Here is a 13,095-nt window from a genome sequence, read left to right on the forward strand (position 1 = left end):
GATTTTTTGGTTCAACCTGATATTAATTTTTCGATAAATAGCAGGTTGAATACTGAACTGTGCTGCTGTACTTTGTTGAGTCCATTCATTCATGCCACGTGAGTAAAAGAGTGAAGTATTTACTACTGGGAATGATGCTTTTGTGCACATTTACTGCCAAAGCGGGGATGGATCCCCAGGCCTTGAAAACAGCCATATCCACCAGGCTGGGGATATCCGTATATACGGTGGATCAGACGCCTATTGCGGGCCTGTATATGCTGGGCACCTCCAAGGGGGTGCTCTATAGCGATGCCAAAGGGGATTATCTGGTACAGGGGGTCATGCTGGACATGACTCGGGACATGAAGAACCTGACCATCTCCGGCATGCGCACTCAGCGTCGACTGGGATTGGCGCAGGCAGCCCATGCTCCCATTGTGCTCAAGGCCCGGGATGAGCGTCATCGGGTCGCGTTGTTTCTTGGCGAGAAGGATGCGGTACGGCGTCAGCTACCCGGTACTCTGCAACATCTGCAGGCATCCGGGGTGAGCATCGCGATCTATCCGGTCATTGACCATGCCGAGCGAGCCACCGACTGGTGCAGCGATCCCCTGCTGCAAAATTCGCCCTTCAAAGCTTATTTGCCTCAAAAGGAATGTAGTGAGACCCTTATCCAAAATATTGGCCTGAGCCAATGGTTGGGGGTAAAGGTACTGCCGGCCTGGATCTCCTCTGAAGGAGATCTGGTGCGGGGTTACCAGAGCCCTGAACAACTGCTCAAGATACTGGATAATTTTGATGCCTCTGCACATTCGTCGTCGTCCGCGAGTTGATGATTCCCATCTGCCCGCCAACCTGCATCCGCTGCTTCGCCAAATCTTCGCCAGCCGTGGCGTAGACGATCCCGTCCTGCTCGAGCGCAGCGCCAGCTCGCTGCTGCCACCCCAGCGCCTCTATGGCATGGAGCAGGCGGTGCCGCTGCTGGCCGACGCGCTGGCCGCCCAGAAGCGGATCCTCATCGTCGGTGACTTTGACTGCGATGGCGCCACCAGCTCGGCGCTGTGCGTGCTGGCCCTGCGCGCTATGGGCGGCCGCCATATCGATTTTCTGGTGCCCAACCGCTTCGAGTTCGGATACGGCCTTACCCCCGAGATCGTCGAGCTGGCGGTGGCCCGCGGCGCCGAGTTCCTGATCACGGTGGATAACGGCATCTCCAGCATCGCCGGGGTGGCGGCGGCCAAGGCGGCCGGCATGCAGGTACTGGTTACCGATCACCATTTGCCGGGTCAGGAGTTGCCTGACGCCGATGCCATCGTCAATCCCAACCAGCGCGGCTGCGATTTCCCCTCCAAGTCGCTGGCCGGTGTCGGGGTCGCCTTCTACCTGATGGCGGCGCTCAATACTCACCTCAAGCACTCCGGCTGGTATGAGCGGCTCGGCATCGTGGCCCCCAATGTGGCGGATTACCTCGATCTGGTGGCCCTCGGTACGGTGGCCGACGTGGTGGCGCTCGACGGCAACAACCGCATTCTGGTCCATCAGGGTTTGCAGCGGATCCGGGCTGGGCGCTGTCGCCCCGGCATTCAGGCGCTGGTGGATGTGTCGGGCCGCGATGGTCGCCGTCTTACCGCCGCCGACCTTGGTTTTGCGCTGGGGCCGCGCCTCAACGCGGTGGGGCGCCTCGATGACATGTCGCTCGGGGTCGCCTGTCTGCTCTGCGATGATCTCAATCTGGCGCGCCAGCTCGCCTCCGAGATGGACAGCCTCAATCAGGAACGCAAGGAGATCGAGCAGGGGATGCAGCAGGAGGCGCTTGCCACCCTGGAGCAGATCCGGTTTCGCGATGGCGAGGTGCCGTCGGGCATCGTGCTGCACCGCAATGAGTGGCATCAGGGAGTAGTGGGGCTGGTGGCCTCCAAGGTGAAGGAAAAGTACTACCGCCCGGTCATCGCCTTTGCCGAGAGCAGCGAGACCGAGCTCAAGGGCTCTGGCCGCTCCATCCCCGGGGTGCATCTGCGCGATGCGCTGGAACTGCTCGATACCCGCCACCCGGGGCTGATGGGCAAGTTTGGCGGCCACGCCATGGCGGCGGGGTTGACTCTACCCAAGGCCAATATCGAAGCGTTCGGGCGGGCTTTCGAGACGGTCATCAGCGAGCTGGTGACCCCCGAGCTCTTGACCGGGGTGCTGCTCACCGATGGCGAGCTCTTGCCGGACGAGCTCAATATCGAGCTGGCGGAGCTGATCCGCGCCTCCGGCCCCTGGGGTCAGGCCTTCCCCGAGCCACTGTTTGACGGTGAATTCGTGCTGGTACAGCAGCGGTTGGTGGGGGAGAAGCACCTCAAGATGATGCTGACTACCGATTCCGGCCATGCGGTGGATGCCATCGCCTTCGGGGTCGATCTCAAGCGTTGGCCCGATGCCTCGGTCAAACGGGTGCGGCTGGTCTACCGGCTCGATGTCAACGAGTGGCGCGGCAACCGCAGTGTGCAGCTGCTGGTGGAGCATCTGGAGGCGGCCGGTCTCTGAGCCGGGAGCATCGCTGCTTTGTCGCTGACATCGCTGACGACGGCCACCTTCGGGTGGCCGTTTTTGTTGGCGGCGCTCTGGAAAAGGGCGTTGACCTGTCTATAGCTTCACAGTTTAAGCTTCCCTTCATCGGGTCACAGACCCCTCAGCGAGTGGTTGTCATGAAAATATCCGAACTGGCCCGGCGCTGCGGCCTGGCCCGCTCCACCCTGCTCTATTACGAGAAGCTGGGGGTGATTGCGGGAACGAGGGGCGCCAACGGTTATCGCCACTACGACGATGAAGATCTGCAGCGGTTGCAGATGGTACAGGCCCTGCAGGCGGGTGGGCTCAGCCTCAAGCAGTGCCTCGCCTGTCTGGCTGGCGAGCTGGAGCAGGCAACGCTGGAAGCCCGGGTCAGGGAGCTCGATGATGAGCTGGCGAGGATGCAGCGCGCCCGGGATCTGCTGGCGGATCTCGCCGGTTTGCGTGCGCACTCCGGTGAGGAATTCAAGGCCTGGCAGCTGCAACTGCAGCGCGAGGCACCGGAGGCCTACTTCGCTTGGGTGATGAAACAGGGTTTTAGCGAGAAGGATCGCTACCACTTGCAGTGGCTCAGCAAAGACATGAATGAACATGAGCGTTACATCAAGGACTTTATCCAGCTGCTGGATGGCATGAGTTACTGGGGGCCGGGGGATCGCGTCTTCACCCAGCAGCAGTTTGCCGCCTTGCCCATCCGGCCGCGCCGGATCCTCGACATGGGCTGCGGACGGGGTGCCTCGACCATGGCGCTGGCTCAGGTGACCGATGCCGCCATAGTGGCCATCGATCTGGAAGAGGAGGCTCTGGCCGCCGTGGCCAACTCTGCCCGTGCGGCGGGCTTTGAGCATGTCACCACCCTCTGTGCCAACATGGCGGCACTGCCGGACGATCTGGCTCCGGCCGACCTCATCTGGGCAGAGGGGAGCGCCTATGTGATGGGCGTTGCCAATGCGCTGAAGGCGTGGCGTCCGCTGCTCGCAAGCCCGCAGGCTTGTATCGTGCTGAGTGATGCGGTCTGGCTGACCGATAACCCGCCCGAGGAGGCATTGGCATTCTGGCAGCAGGATTACCCCGCCATGCAGACGCTGGCGGGCCTGCTGAAGACGGTGCAAGAGGCGGGTTATCGCTGTCTGTCGCACACCCAGTTGCCGCAAAAGGCCTGGCACAACTATCTGGACCCCATCGAGCGCAATCTGGCGCGCTATCGTGACGAGCTGGGGGAGAGTCCCGCATGGCAGGACTTAAGTCGGGAAATAGCCATCCACCGCCAATATCTGGGCAGTTACGGCTATGTGATCTGCTGTCTGCAGGCCGCCTGATCAGGCCATCTATTTTAAAGAGAACAAACGGAGAACACCGATGAACATCATCATTCGGCCCGAAACAGGGGCCGATCACGACGTCATTGAAGCAGTGACCGTGGCCGCATTCCTCAATGCCCCCCATACCGATCACAACGAGCAGCTGATCGTGCGCGCCTTGCGCCAAGCCGGGGCACTCAGCCTGTCGCTGGTGGCAGAGCTGGAGGGCCAAGTGGTCGGCCACCTCTGCTTTTCGCCGGTGACCATCAGTGATGGCAGCGAGCGCTGGTATGGCCTTGGCCCCATTTCCGTCTCTCCCGAGCTGCACGGCAAGGGGATAGGGTCACACTTGATGGAAGCGGGTCTGGCCGAGCTCAAGAGGAAAGGGGCTGCAGGCTGCGTGGTGCTGGGGGATCCCGGTTTCTACGGTCGTTTCGGTTTCGTGCCCAAGCCGGAGTTGACGCTGCCCGGCGTGCCACCCGAGTACTTTATGGCCATGTCGTTTGGTGCGGCCAGTGCCCGTGGTGAGGTAAACTACCACCCGGCTTTCAATCAGGGATAACAAGATTGAATTGCGGTCAAAGGCCGTAATGTCTGGATAAAAAATGAGGCGCCTTATGGCGCCTCTCGTCTTTATGGTGCGACTTTAACATGCGCTCAGAGCTCGCGGGCCCAGGGGTGCGCCTTGGGGCGCAGCGCCAGTGCCAGACCCAGCAGCAGCACGGTCAGGCCGTAGAGAGGCCAGTTGCCAAAGCGCATGTAGGGGGTGGCACCGTGGGCCGGGCGTACTTCGCTGCGCAGCACACCCGCTTCGAACTGCGGGATCTGGCCGATGATGCTGCCATCGATCTCGGTAACGATAGTGATGCCGGTGTTGGTGTCGCGCAGCAGCGGACGAGCCAGCTCCAGCGCCCGCATCCGGGCGATCTCCATATGCTGCCAGGGGCCGATGCTGGTGCCGAACCAGGCGTCGTTGGAGACGGTCAGCAGGAAGTCGGTATCCGGGTTGACGTTACGGCGCACCTCTTCCGGGAAGATGATCTCGTAGCAGATGGCGGCGGCAAACTTGAGCCCCTTGGCGATCAGGTTCGGTTGCACCTCGTCACCCCGGCTGAAAGAGGACATCGGCAGGTTGAAGAAGGGGGCGATGGGGCGCAGCAGATCTTCAAACGGCACGAACTCGCCGATGGGCAGCAGGTGGTACTTGTTGTAGCGGTTGGGGTGGCCGTAGAAGTAGGACTCCTTGCCATCCGCATCCTGTACCCCCATGCCGAGCACGGTATTGTAGAAGCGTTGCTTATCCTCGTCGTAGTGGATGATCCCTGCCAGCAGTCCGGTCTCGTTCACCTTCATCGCCTTGTCGAGGTTCTCCAGATAGGGGCCCATGGCTTTTTCGAGGGCCGGGATCGCCGACTCGGGCCAGACGATGATATCGGCATCCTGATTGTCGCGGCTCAAATCCTGATAGGTGCGTACCGTGGGGGCCAGCGCCTCCGGATCCCACTTGAGGGACTGGGCGATATTGCCCTGCACCAGCGCCACCTTGACCGGTTCGCCACGGGTTACCCAGTTGAGCTGCATCAGGCCGTGAGCACCGGCAGCCAGCAGGGCGGGCACCGCCAGCCACAGTGGCGAGCGGGACTTCCACACCAGCCAGATGGCGGAGGCACAGAATAGCAGTGCCAGGGTGATGCCCTGTACCCCGAGAATGGGAGCAAATCCCTTGAGCGGGCCGTCGATCTGGGTGTAGCCAAACCAGAGCCATGGGAAGCCGGTCATCACCCAGCCGCGCAGCCAGTCGGCCAGCAGCCAGAGTGCCGGGAAGGCGAGCAGCCAGCGGCTCCAGTGACGACCGCTGAAGAAGCGGGCAAAGGCCCAGCAGGCCAGCGTCGGATAGAGCGCCAGATAGGCTGACAGACCAGCCAGCAGCACGAAAGCGACCGGCAGCGGTATGCCGCCAAATTCGGTCATGCTGACGTGGATCCACCACAGACCCGGCAAGAACAGCCCCATGGCGTAGCCAAAGCCGCGCCAGGCCGCCTGTTTGGGGCTGGCCTTGTCCAGCAGGGCGTAGAGGCCGAGCAGGGAAGGAATAACCAGCGGCCAGTAGCCGAAGGGGGAGAAGGCCAGCACAGCGATGGCACCAGAGGCCAACGCACCGAGGCTTAACAGAATTTTTGAAGTAACAGGAGATAATCTCACGGGCGATGGTGCTCGTCTTGGTCTGCAACTGGGTCGAATGGCCGGTATCTTACCCTGTACGGTTGCCAACGGCGAGCCTCGAGCCGTCCAGATAGCACAACGCCCCGAGGTCGGGGCGTTGTTCAATTCGCTCGGGCGACTTACTGGGGCTCAGATTGCGCCACGGCGTGGTTCTCGGGGATCTTCACCTGCAACTGCTGCAGGCGGCGCTTGTCGGCATGCATCACCTTGAACAGGTAGCCGTCCAGCTCGATCTCCTCGCCCTTCTTGGGCAGGTGGCTGAAGGCGTGCATCACCAGACCACCGACCGTATCCACCTCTTCATCGCTGAACTTGGTGCCGAAGAAGTCGTTAAAATCCTCGATCTCGGTCAGGGCGCTGATGGAGAAGACCCGCTTGCTGAGGCGGCGGATCTCGTCCGGTTCGTCCTCGATGTCGTCAAACTCGTCGTCGATCTCGCCAACGATAAGTTCCAGAATGTCTTCAATGGTCACCAGACCGGAGACGCCACCAAACTCGTCGACCACGATGGCCATGTGGTAGCGCTCTTCACGAAACTCCTTGAGCAGGCGATCAACACGCTTGCTCTCGGGGACGATCACCGTGGGGCGCAGGACCTTCTCCAGCTGCAGCGGCTCGCTGGCATGGTGGCCACCGAAACCGAAGGGGAGCAGATCCTTGGCGAGCAGAATGCCCTCGACATGGTCCTTGTCCTCGTTGATCACCGGGAAGCGGGAGTGACCCGACTCGATGATCACCGGCAGGATCTCGTCGATCGGCTGGGACTTCTCGATGGTGACCATCTGGGAGCGGGGGATCATGATGTCGCGAACCCGGAGATCGGCGATCTCCAGCACCCCTTCGATCATGTCCTTGGTGTCCTGATCGATAAGGTCACGCTCTTCGGCATCGGCTATCACTTCCACCAAATCATTGCGGTCTTTTGGCTCGCCCTGGAAGAGTTGGCTGAGCTTGTCGAGCCAGGTTTTCTTCGGCGAGCCGGTACTAGGGTGATCGTCGGTCATTTTTTCTCTTGGTTACTCATTGAATATACGGGGATTTCACTTCAGCTATATGAGGATGGCAGCCATCTGTTTCAAGCCGATGAACCGCCATGCTGCACATTACTCTTCGTCGCTCTGATAAGGGTCGGCAAAGCCCAGCTCCTGCATGATGTCGCGCTCAAGCGCTTCCATCTCTTCGGCTTCCTCATCCTCGATATGGTCATAACCTAGCAGATGCAGACTGCCGTGCACAACCATGTGGGCCCAGTGGGCCATGAGGGGCTTGCCCTGCTCCTGTGCCTCGCGCTCCACCACCTGACGGCAGATCACCAGATCGCCCAGCAGCGGCAGCTCCAGACCGGGTGGCGCCTCGAACGGGAAGGAGAGCACGTTGGTGGGCTTGTCCTTGCCGCGATAGGTGAGGTTGAGCTCGTTGCTCTCCGCCTCGTCGACGATGCGCACCGTCACTTCGGCCTCCTGCTGGAAGCCGAGAATGGTGCCGTCGAGCCAGCCTTGCAGCTGGGCCTCGCTTGGCAGGCCGTCGGTGCTGGCACTGGCCAGTTGCAGATCCAGGGTTACGCTCATTGCTCGCTCTCTTTGCTGGTGTTTGCTTGGCCGGCCACCTTCTCGGCTGCCTGCTTGGCGTCGAATGCCTCATAGGCCTGCACGATGCGGGCCACCACCGGGTGGCGTACCACGTCGGTGGACTGGAAGAAGTTGAACGACAGACCATCAACGCCCTGCAGCACTTCCAGCGCGTGGCGCAGGCCGGACTTGGCATTGCGCGGCAGGTCGATCTGGGTGATGTCGCCGGTGACCACCGCCTTGGAGTTGAAGCCGATCCGGGTCAGGAACATCTTCATCTGTTCGGTGGTGGTGTTCTGGGCCTCATCGAGAATGATGAAGGCATCGTTGAGGGTACGGCCGCGCATATAGGCGAGCGGCGCCACCTCGATGATGTTGCGCTCCATCAGCTTCTCGACCCGCTCAAAGCCCAGCATCTCGAACAGGGCGTCGTAGAGCGGGCGCAGGTAAGGGTCGACCTTCTGGGAGAGATCGCCGGGCAGGAAGCCGAGCTTCTCGCCCGCTTCCACCGCCGGACGGGTCAGCAGAATGCGGCGGATCTCCTGACGCTCCAGCGCATCCACCGCTGCTGCCACCGCCAGATAGGTCTTGCCGGTACCGGCCGGTCCTATGCCGAAGCAGATGTCGTGGCGCACGATATTGGCGATGTACTGGGCCTGATTGGGGCTACGTGGCTTGATGAGACCGCGCTTGGTCTTGACCGTCACCTCCTTGCCATAGGGGATGGAGGGGGCCGGTTCGTCATCCTGCTCCAGCACCCTCGACTCCAGAATGGCCAGATGAACCATGTCGGGGGTGATGTCGGTCACCTTGCCACCCTTGAGGGGCTGGGTTTCCACATAGAGGTGCTTGATGATGACGGCGGCGGCATCCACCTGGGCCTGCTTGCCCAGCAGCTGGAAGTGGTTGTCACGGTAGCTGATCTCGATGCCGAGGCGGCGCTCCAGCTGCTTGATGTTGTCATCGAAGGGGCCGCAGAGACTGGCAAGACGCTGGTTGTCGGCGGGTTCGAGATGCAGGTTCAGGGTCGAGAGGTGTCGGCTCACAATATCCTCGTATCAGGGCGCTCCCCATCCGCCGGGCGGATGGGGAGGGGGAGATTAATGGGGAGTGAAGGCGGCCACGCCCAGCTCGTCCGGCACGTTGTCGGGACGACGGGCCAGAATGTCGCTCGGGGCGGTGGCGATGCGCAGGTTCATCTCGTTCTCGCCACGGATGAATTTGCCGCGCAGGGAGTTGGGCAGCACTTCGGTGATCTCCACGTCGGCAAAGCCGCCAATCAGGGTATGGGCTCCCTCGAAGTTGACCACCCGGTTGTTTTCGGTGCGGCCGCACAGCTGCATCGGGTCGAGCTTGGAGGGCCCTTCCACCAGGATGCGCTGGGTAGTGCCCAGCATGGAGCGACCAATCTGCATCGCCTGATTGTTGATGACGTGCTGCAGGCGGGCCAGACGGGCTTTCTTCACTTCCATGTCGACATCGTCGGGCATGTCGGCGGCCGGCGTACCGGGGCGCGGACTGAAGATGAAGCTGAAGCTCATGTCAAAGCCCACATCCTCGATCAGCTTCATGGTGGCCTCGAAATCCTCATCGGTTTCGTTCGGGAAGCCAACGATGAAGTCGGAGCTGATGGTGATGTCGGGACGGGCGGCGCGCAGACGACGGAGCTTGGATTTGTACTCCAGAATGGTGTGCGGGCGCTTCATCATGGTCAGGATGCGGTCGGATCCGCTTTGCACCGGCAAGTGCAGGAAGCTGACCACTTCCGGGGTGTCCTTGTAGACCTCGATGATGTCGTCGGTGAACTCGATGGGGTGGCTGGTGGTGTAGCGGATACGGTCGATGCCGTCGATGGCGGCCACCAGACGCAGCAGCTCGGCGAAGGTGCAGATGCCGTCGTCATGGGTCGGGCCACGGTAGGCGTTGACGTTCTGACCGAGCAGGTTCACTTCGCGCACCCCTTGCTGGGCGAGCTGGGCGATTTCATAGAGCACGTCGTCGAGCGGACGGCTCACCTCTTCACCGCGGGTGTAGGGCACCACGCAGTAAGTACAGTATTTGGAGCACCCTTCCATGATGGAGACGAAGGCGGTTGCCCCTTCGGCGCGCGGCTCGGGCAGGCGGTCAAACTTCTCGATCTCGGGGAAGCTGACGTCCACCTGGGCGCCACGCCCCTCCTGAACCTGTTTGATCATGGTGGGCAGGCGGTGCAGGGTCTGCGGGCCGAACACGATATCGACATAGGGAGCGCGTTGGCGAATGGCATCGCCCTCCTGGGAGGCCACGCAACCACCGACGCCGATCACCAGACCGGGCTTGTTTGCCTTGAGCTTTTTCCAGCGGCCCAGCTGGTGGAACACCTTCTCCTGCGCCTTTTCGCGGATGGAACAGGTGTTGAGCAGCAGCACATCTGCCTCTTCCGGCTCCTCGGTAAGCGTGTAGCCATTGCTGGCATCCAGCAGGTCGGCCATCTTGGACGAGTCGTACTCGTTCATCTGGCAGCCCCAGGTTTTAATGTGAAGTTTCTTGCTCATTGCTACTCTTGACTGGTTTTGAATTTGGCATGGTCAAAGGACCGGGCATTTTACTCTGCAATCGTGAGACTGCCTAGCGAATATCCAGTCCGGCCCCTTTGCCAGCGGGGGCGCCACGTGCGGGAGAAAATCGGCTTTCCCCTTGATTTGACGCAGCAATTCTCCACCCCCCTCCACTGTTTATCCCGCCCCCTTGCGGTATCATGGCGCCATTCGGTTTGGCCCCGGCCACCCATGAACGGGGCGCCCTTTTTGCAGGAATAAAGTTATGGAACAGTGTGATATCGCCATCGTCGGCGCCGGCATGGTGGGGGCGGCTACCGCCTGTCTGCTGGCGGCCCAGGGCCTCTCGGTGCGGGTCATCGAAACCCAGCTGCCGGAGCAATACGCGCCGGAGCAGCCGCTGGATCTGCGGGTCTCCGCCATCAGTCAGGCCTCGGTGGCGCTGCTGGAGCAAGCTGGCGCCTGGCACCATCTGCAGCAGATGCGGCTCTGCCCCTATCGCCGGCTGGAGACCTGGGAGCTGGATGGCTTTGCCACCCGCTTCAACGCCGCCGACCTCGGCCTGCCCCAGCTCGGTTACATCATCGAGAACCGGCTGGTGCAGCTCGCCCTGCTCAAGCGGATGGAAGATTTCCCCAACATCCAGACCCACACCCCTGCGGCGGTGACAAGCCTGCGCCAGAGTGCGGATGAAGCTGTACTGACTCTGGACGACGGTACCGAACTGGCCACCCGCTGGGTGCTGGCCTGCGACGGCGCCGAATCCCACACCCGCAAGCTGGCCGGCATCGGGGTATCGCGTTTCGAGTACCGCCAGCACTGCATGCTGATCAATATCGACACCGATTTCCCGCAAGAAGACATCACCTGGCAGCAGTTCACCCCGAGCGGCCCGCGCGCCTTCTTGCCGCTGACTGGCCAGCACGGCTCCCTGGTGTGGTATGACAGTCCGGCCCGGATCCGGGCGCTGGCGGCTATGAGCAACGAGGCGCTCGCCGCCGAAGTGCGCCGCCACTTCCCGAGTCGGCTCGGCGGCTTTACCGTCACCGGCAAGGGGAGCTTCCCGCTGGTGCGCCGCCACGCCAACGACTACCACGCCGGTCGGGTGGTGCTGTTTGGCGATGCCGCCCACACCATCAACCCGCTGGCGGGGCAGGGGGTCAACCTCGGCTTCAAGGATGTCGCCTGCTGGGTCGACTTGTTGCAAGGGGCTGGCGCCGACTGGCATCAAGCTGTGCTGGCCGAGCGCTACGAGCGCCGTCGCCGCCCCGACAACCTGCTGATGCAGTCGGGGATGGATCTCTTCTACGGGGTGTTCAGCAACGAAATTGGCCCGCTCAAGCTGGCTCGCAATCTGGCCCTCAATCTGGCTGATAAAGCTGGCCCCCTGAAGGAGATGGCCCTGCGCTACGCGCTCGGACTGGTGTAAGCGGAAGTGAGGATGCAAATGGAGAGCTGCCACTTTATCAACGGCGATCTGGAGCTGACCAGCGAGCAGAATCTGCAGCCGCTAGTTGACGCGCTGGTGCAGGGCGGGATGGATTGTCTGACCCTCCATCAGGAAGGGGGGCTGTGGCATGGGCGTCTGGAGCTGTTCGCCGGAGAGGGCAATTACAGCGAGCCGCGACAACTTGTAGCGCACCTGCTCGCCATTTTGGCTGAGCTGCCGGAGCCGGTTTTGCCGCTTTGGCAGGGTTGCCTGCGCAAGGAGATGGATCTGGGTTACCAGTCAGGTACTGCTCCCATCCTGCAAAACCGGCTGCCGGCCGCACAGCTGTTGGGGCTGGCCGAGCAGGGGCTCGATCTGGTGGTGACCCTCTATCCGGGCGAGGTGCAGGCATAAGCGGACTGCCCATGCCAACGAGGTCGCTGAGACAGGCTGTGCAGGCGCGAAAAAGCGAGTATAACGGGTCGGCTATCAACCACGATTTGGGAGAGAAGGGATGAACAAGGCACTACTGGTGATCGATTTTATCAACGACATCGCCCATCCTGACGGTCGCATTGCGACCACGGCCGACCATGTGATGGAGCAAAACGCCATCGCGCATGCCAATGAGGCGATGGCTTATGCCCGCGCCCACGATTGGCTGGTGGTGCTGATCAAGGTCGGTTTCGACAGTCGTTATCAACTGCAACCCAAGGGCTCCCCCATGTTTGGCCGGGCCCATCAGCTTGGCGCCCTCTCTCTTTGCGACAGCGGCACCGATTTTCATGCAGAGCTCGATGTGCAGCCCGGTGACTTGGTGCTGGCCAAACCCAGAGTGAGTCCATTCTATGGCACTGCGCTGGAACCCGCCCTGCGGGCCAACCATATCGACCACCTCTATCTGTGCGGCGTAAGCACCAGCTGGGCCATTCAGGCGGCAGCGCGAGATGGTCACGATCGCGACTACGCCATCACTATTCTGGAGGATGCCTGCGCGGCGGCGGATGCCACCGAGCACCACACCTCGCTGCGGATGCTGAGCCGTATCGCCGAGGTCATCAAGGTATCCCAGCTCGGCTAACCCTTTGGCTGCAGGCTGCGCTTGCTCACTGTTTTGATATTTATGTCTGCGGCCCACTGTTGGGCCGCAGCTATTTCCGCTTCTCGGCCGAGTCGGTGACTTCCGCGCCTGCCATTCCTGCCAGTAGTGGTGAGAGCAGTATGGGATTGTTTTCCGACACAAACGCATCGCTGCCAACCAGAAGTTATCAGTGCGATGGTCGCCAATATTGCTTCCAGATGACCTCTTGTGAGGAGGCAACCTGGTTTTTACAAAACTGCCCTGATACCAAAATGGATGGAGAGGGAGATGGCATCCCCTGCGAAAATCAGTGGTGCGGGAATTAAATACTATTTCTAAATAAAGAACGGATGATTTGTTCTTTTTTTGTCCGGTTCGGGAGCTGGCCTGAAACCTTGCCGGATGATGTGACATGGTGACA

At 61.3% G+C, this 13,095-nt stretch carries 12 protein-coding genes and 1 pseudogene; 8 read left to right on the top strand and 5 right to left on the bottom strand.

Annotated features, from left to right (window positions below; translation table 11 throughout):
- Window positions 1-167 precede the first annotated feature (167 nt).
- The 4 genes from BS300_RS12045 (at window position 168) to BS300_RS12060 (ending at window position 4,398) form a co-directional block, all read left to right on the top strand.
- Window positions 168-815 carry a disulfide isomerase DsbC N-terminal domain-containing protein gene (locus tag BS300_RS12045; protein WP_071913196.1) on the top strand — a complete coding sequence of 216 codons (648 nt, stop codon included), beginning with the start codon at window positions 168-170 and terminating at the stop codon, window positions 813-815.
- Window positions 781-2,511: a single-stranded-DNA-specific exonuclease RecJ gene (gene recJ / locus BS300_RS12050; protein WP_071913014.1), complete on the top strand. Its 1,731-nt coding sequence runs from the start codon at window positions 781-783 to the stop codon at window positions 2,509-2,511. Before BS300_RS12045 ends, recJ begins: the two co-directional genes overlap by 35 nt.
- 161 nt (window positions 2,512-2,672) lie before the next feature.
- Complete coding sequence (locus BS300_RS12055; RefSeq protein WP_071913017.1) at window positions 2,673-3,854, top strand: MerR family transcriptional regulator; 1,182 nt, start codon at window positions 2,673-2,675, stop codon at window positions 3,852-3,854.
- A gap of 40 nt (window positions 3,855-3,894) precedes the next feature.
- Window positions 3,895-4,398: an N-acetyltransferase gene (locus BS300_RS12060; protein WP_071913020.1), complete on the top strand. Its 504-nt coding sequence runs from the start codon at window positions 3,895-3,897 to the stop codon at window positions 4,396-4,398.
- A gap of 95 nt (window positions 4,399-4,493) precedes the next feature.
- On the opposite strand, the gene lnt is transcribed toward BS300_RS12060, so the two are convergent.
- The 5 genes from lnt to miaB all read right to left on the bottom strand — a co-directional run bounded on the left by lnt (window position 4,494) and on the right by miaB (window position 10,161).
- Window positions 4,494-6,038: an apolipoprotein N-acyltransferase gene (lnt, locus tag BS300_RS12065; protein ID WP_071913022.1), complete on the bottom strand. Its 1,545-nt coding sequence runs from the start codon at window positions 6,036-6,038 to the stop codon at window positions 4,494-4,496.
- Between the two features lie 140 nt (window positions 6,039-6,178).
- On the bottom strand, window positions 6,179-7,063 hold the full coding sequence (gene corC, locus BS300_RS12070) for a CNNM family magnesium/cobalt transport protein CorC (protein WP_071913023.1): 885 nt from the start codon (window positions 7,061-7,063) through the stop codon (window positions 6,179-6,181).
- A gap of 99 nt (window positions 7,064-7,162) precedes the next feature.
- Window positions 7,163-7,627 carry an rRNA maturation RNase YbeY gene (gene ybeY / locus BS300_RS12075; protein ID WP_041209973.1) on the bottom strand — a complete coding sequence of 155 codons (465 nt, stop codon included), beginning with the start codon at window positions 7,625-7,627 and terminating at the stop codon, window positions 7,163-7,165.
- Window positions 7,624-8,673 (bottom strand): PhoH family protein, encoded by a 1,050-nt coding sequence (locus tag BS300_RS12080; RefSeq protein ID WP_071913025.1) that lies wholly within the window; start codon window positions 8,671-8,673, stop codon window positions 7,624-7,626. The genes ybeY and BS300_RS12080 overlap by 4 nt, the downstream gene beginning before the upstream one ends.
- Before the next feature lie 54 nt (window positions 8,674-8,727).
- Window positions 8,728-10,161 (bottom strand): tRNA (N6-isopentenyl adenosine(37)-C2)-methylthiotransferase MiaB, encoded by a 1,434-nt coding sequence (miaB, locus tag BS300_RS12085; RefSeq protein WP_071913027.1) that lies wholly within the window; start codon window positions 10,159-10,161, stop codon window positions 8,728-8,730.
- A 268-nt stretch (window positions 10,162-10,429) separates the two neighbouring features.
- Between miaB and BS300_RS12090 the strand changes: the two genes are divergently transcribed.
- The 4 genes and pseudogenes from BS300_RS12090 to BS300_RS12105 form a co-directional block, all read left to right on the top strand.
- Complete coding sequence (locus tag BS300_RS12090) at window positions 10,430-11,593, top strand: FAD-dependent oxidoreductase (protein ID WP_071913029.1); 1,164 nt, start codon at window positions 10,430-10,432, stop codon at window positions 11,591-11,593.
- A 12-nt stretch (window positions 11,594-11,605) separates the two neighbouring features.
- Window positions 11,606-12,007: a hypothetical protein gene (locus BS300_RS12095; protein WP_143241778.1), complete on the top strand. Its 402-nt coding sequence runs from the start codon at window positions 11,606-11,608 to the stop codon at window positions 12,005-12,007.
- Window positions 12,008-12,107: 100 nt separating this feature from the next.
- Window positions 12,108-12,674, top strand: a complete 567-nt coding sequence (locus BS300_RS12100) for an isochorismatase family cysteine hydrolase (RefSeq protein ID WP_071913033.1) — start codon at window positions 12,108-12,110, stop codon at window positions 12,672-12,674.
- 188 nt (window positions 12,675-12,862) lie between these two features.
- Window positions 12,863-13,000: pseudogene (locus tag BS300_RS12105) on the top strand (excalibur calcium-binding domain-containing protein); the annotation flags it as partial.
- Between the last annotated feature and the right edge of the window lie 95 nt (window positions 13,001-13,095).

It is taken from the genome of Aeromonas sp. SCS5 (assembly GCF_001887375.1).
Lineage (GTDB): Bacteria > Pseudomonadota > Gammaproteobacteria > Enterobacterales > Aeromonadaceae > Aeromonas > Aeromonas jandaei.

What these genes read in the sequence shown, in the direction of transcription:
- ybeY (WP_041209973.1), bottom strand. Translation starts at nt 7,627, where the DNA reads ATGAGCGTAACCCTGGATCTGCAACTGGCCAGTGCCAGCACCGACGGC.
- BS300_RS12045 (WP_071913196.1), top strand. Translation starts at nt 168, where the DNA reads ATGGATCCCCAGGCCTTGAAAACAGCCATATCCACCAGGCTGGGGATA.
- BS300_RS12055 (WP_071913017.1), top strand. Translation starts at nt 2,673, where the DNA reads ATGAAAATATCCGAACTGGCCCGGCGCTGCGGCCTGGCCCGCTCCACC.
- BS300_RS12100 (WP_071913033.1), top strand. Translation starts at nt 12,108, where the DNA reads ATGAACAAGGCACTACTGGTGATCGATTTTATCAACGACATCGCCCAT.
- recJ (WP_071913014.1), top strand. Translation starts at nt 781, where the DNA reads ATGCCTCTGCACATTCGTCGTCGTCCGCGAGTTGATGATTCCCATCTG.
- corC (WP_071913023.1), bottom strand. Translation starts at nt 7,063, where the DNA reads ATGACCGACGATCACCCTAGTACCGGCTCGCCGAAGAAAACCTGGCTC.
- BS300_RS12090 (WP_071913029.1), top strand. Translation starts at nt 10,430, where the DNA reads ATGGAACAGTGTGATATCGCCATCGTCGGCGCCGGCATGGTGGGGGCG.
- miaB (WP_071913027.1), bottom strand. Translation starts at nt 10,161, where the DNA reads ATGAGCAAGAAACTTCACATTAAAACCTGGGGCTGCCAGATGAACGAG.
- BS300_RS12060 (WP_071913020.1), top strand. Translation starts at nt 3,895, where the DNA reads ATGAACATCATCATTCGGCCCGAAACAGGGGCCGATCACGACGTCATT.
- BS300_RS12095 (WP_143241778.1), top strand. Translation starts at nt 11,606, where the DNA reads ATGCAAATGGAGAGCTGCCACTTTATCAACGGCGATCTGGAGCTGACC.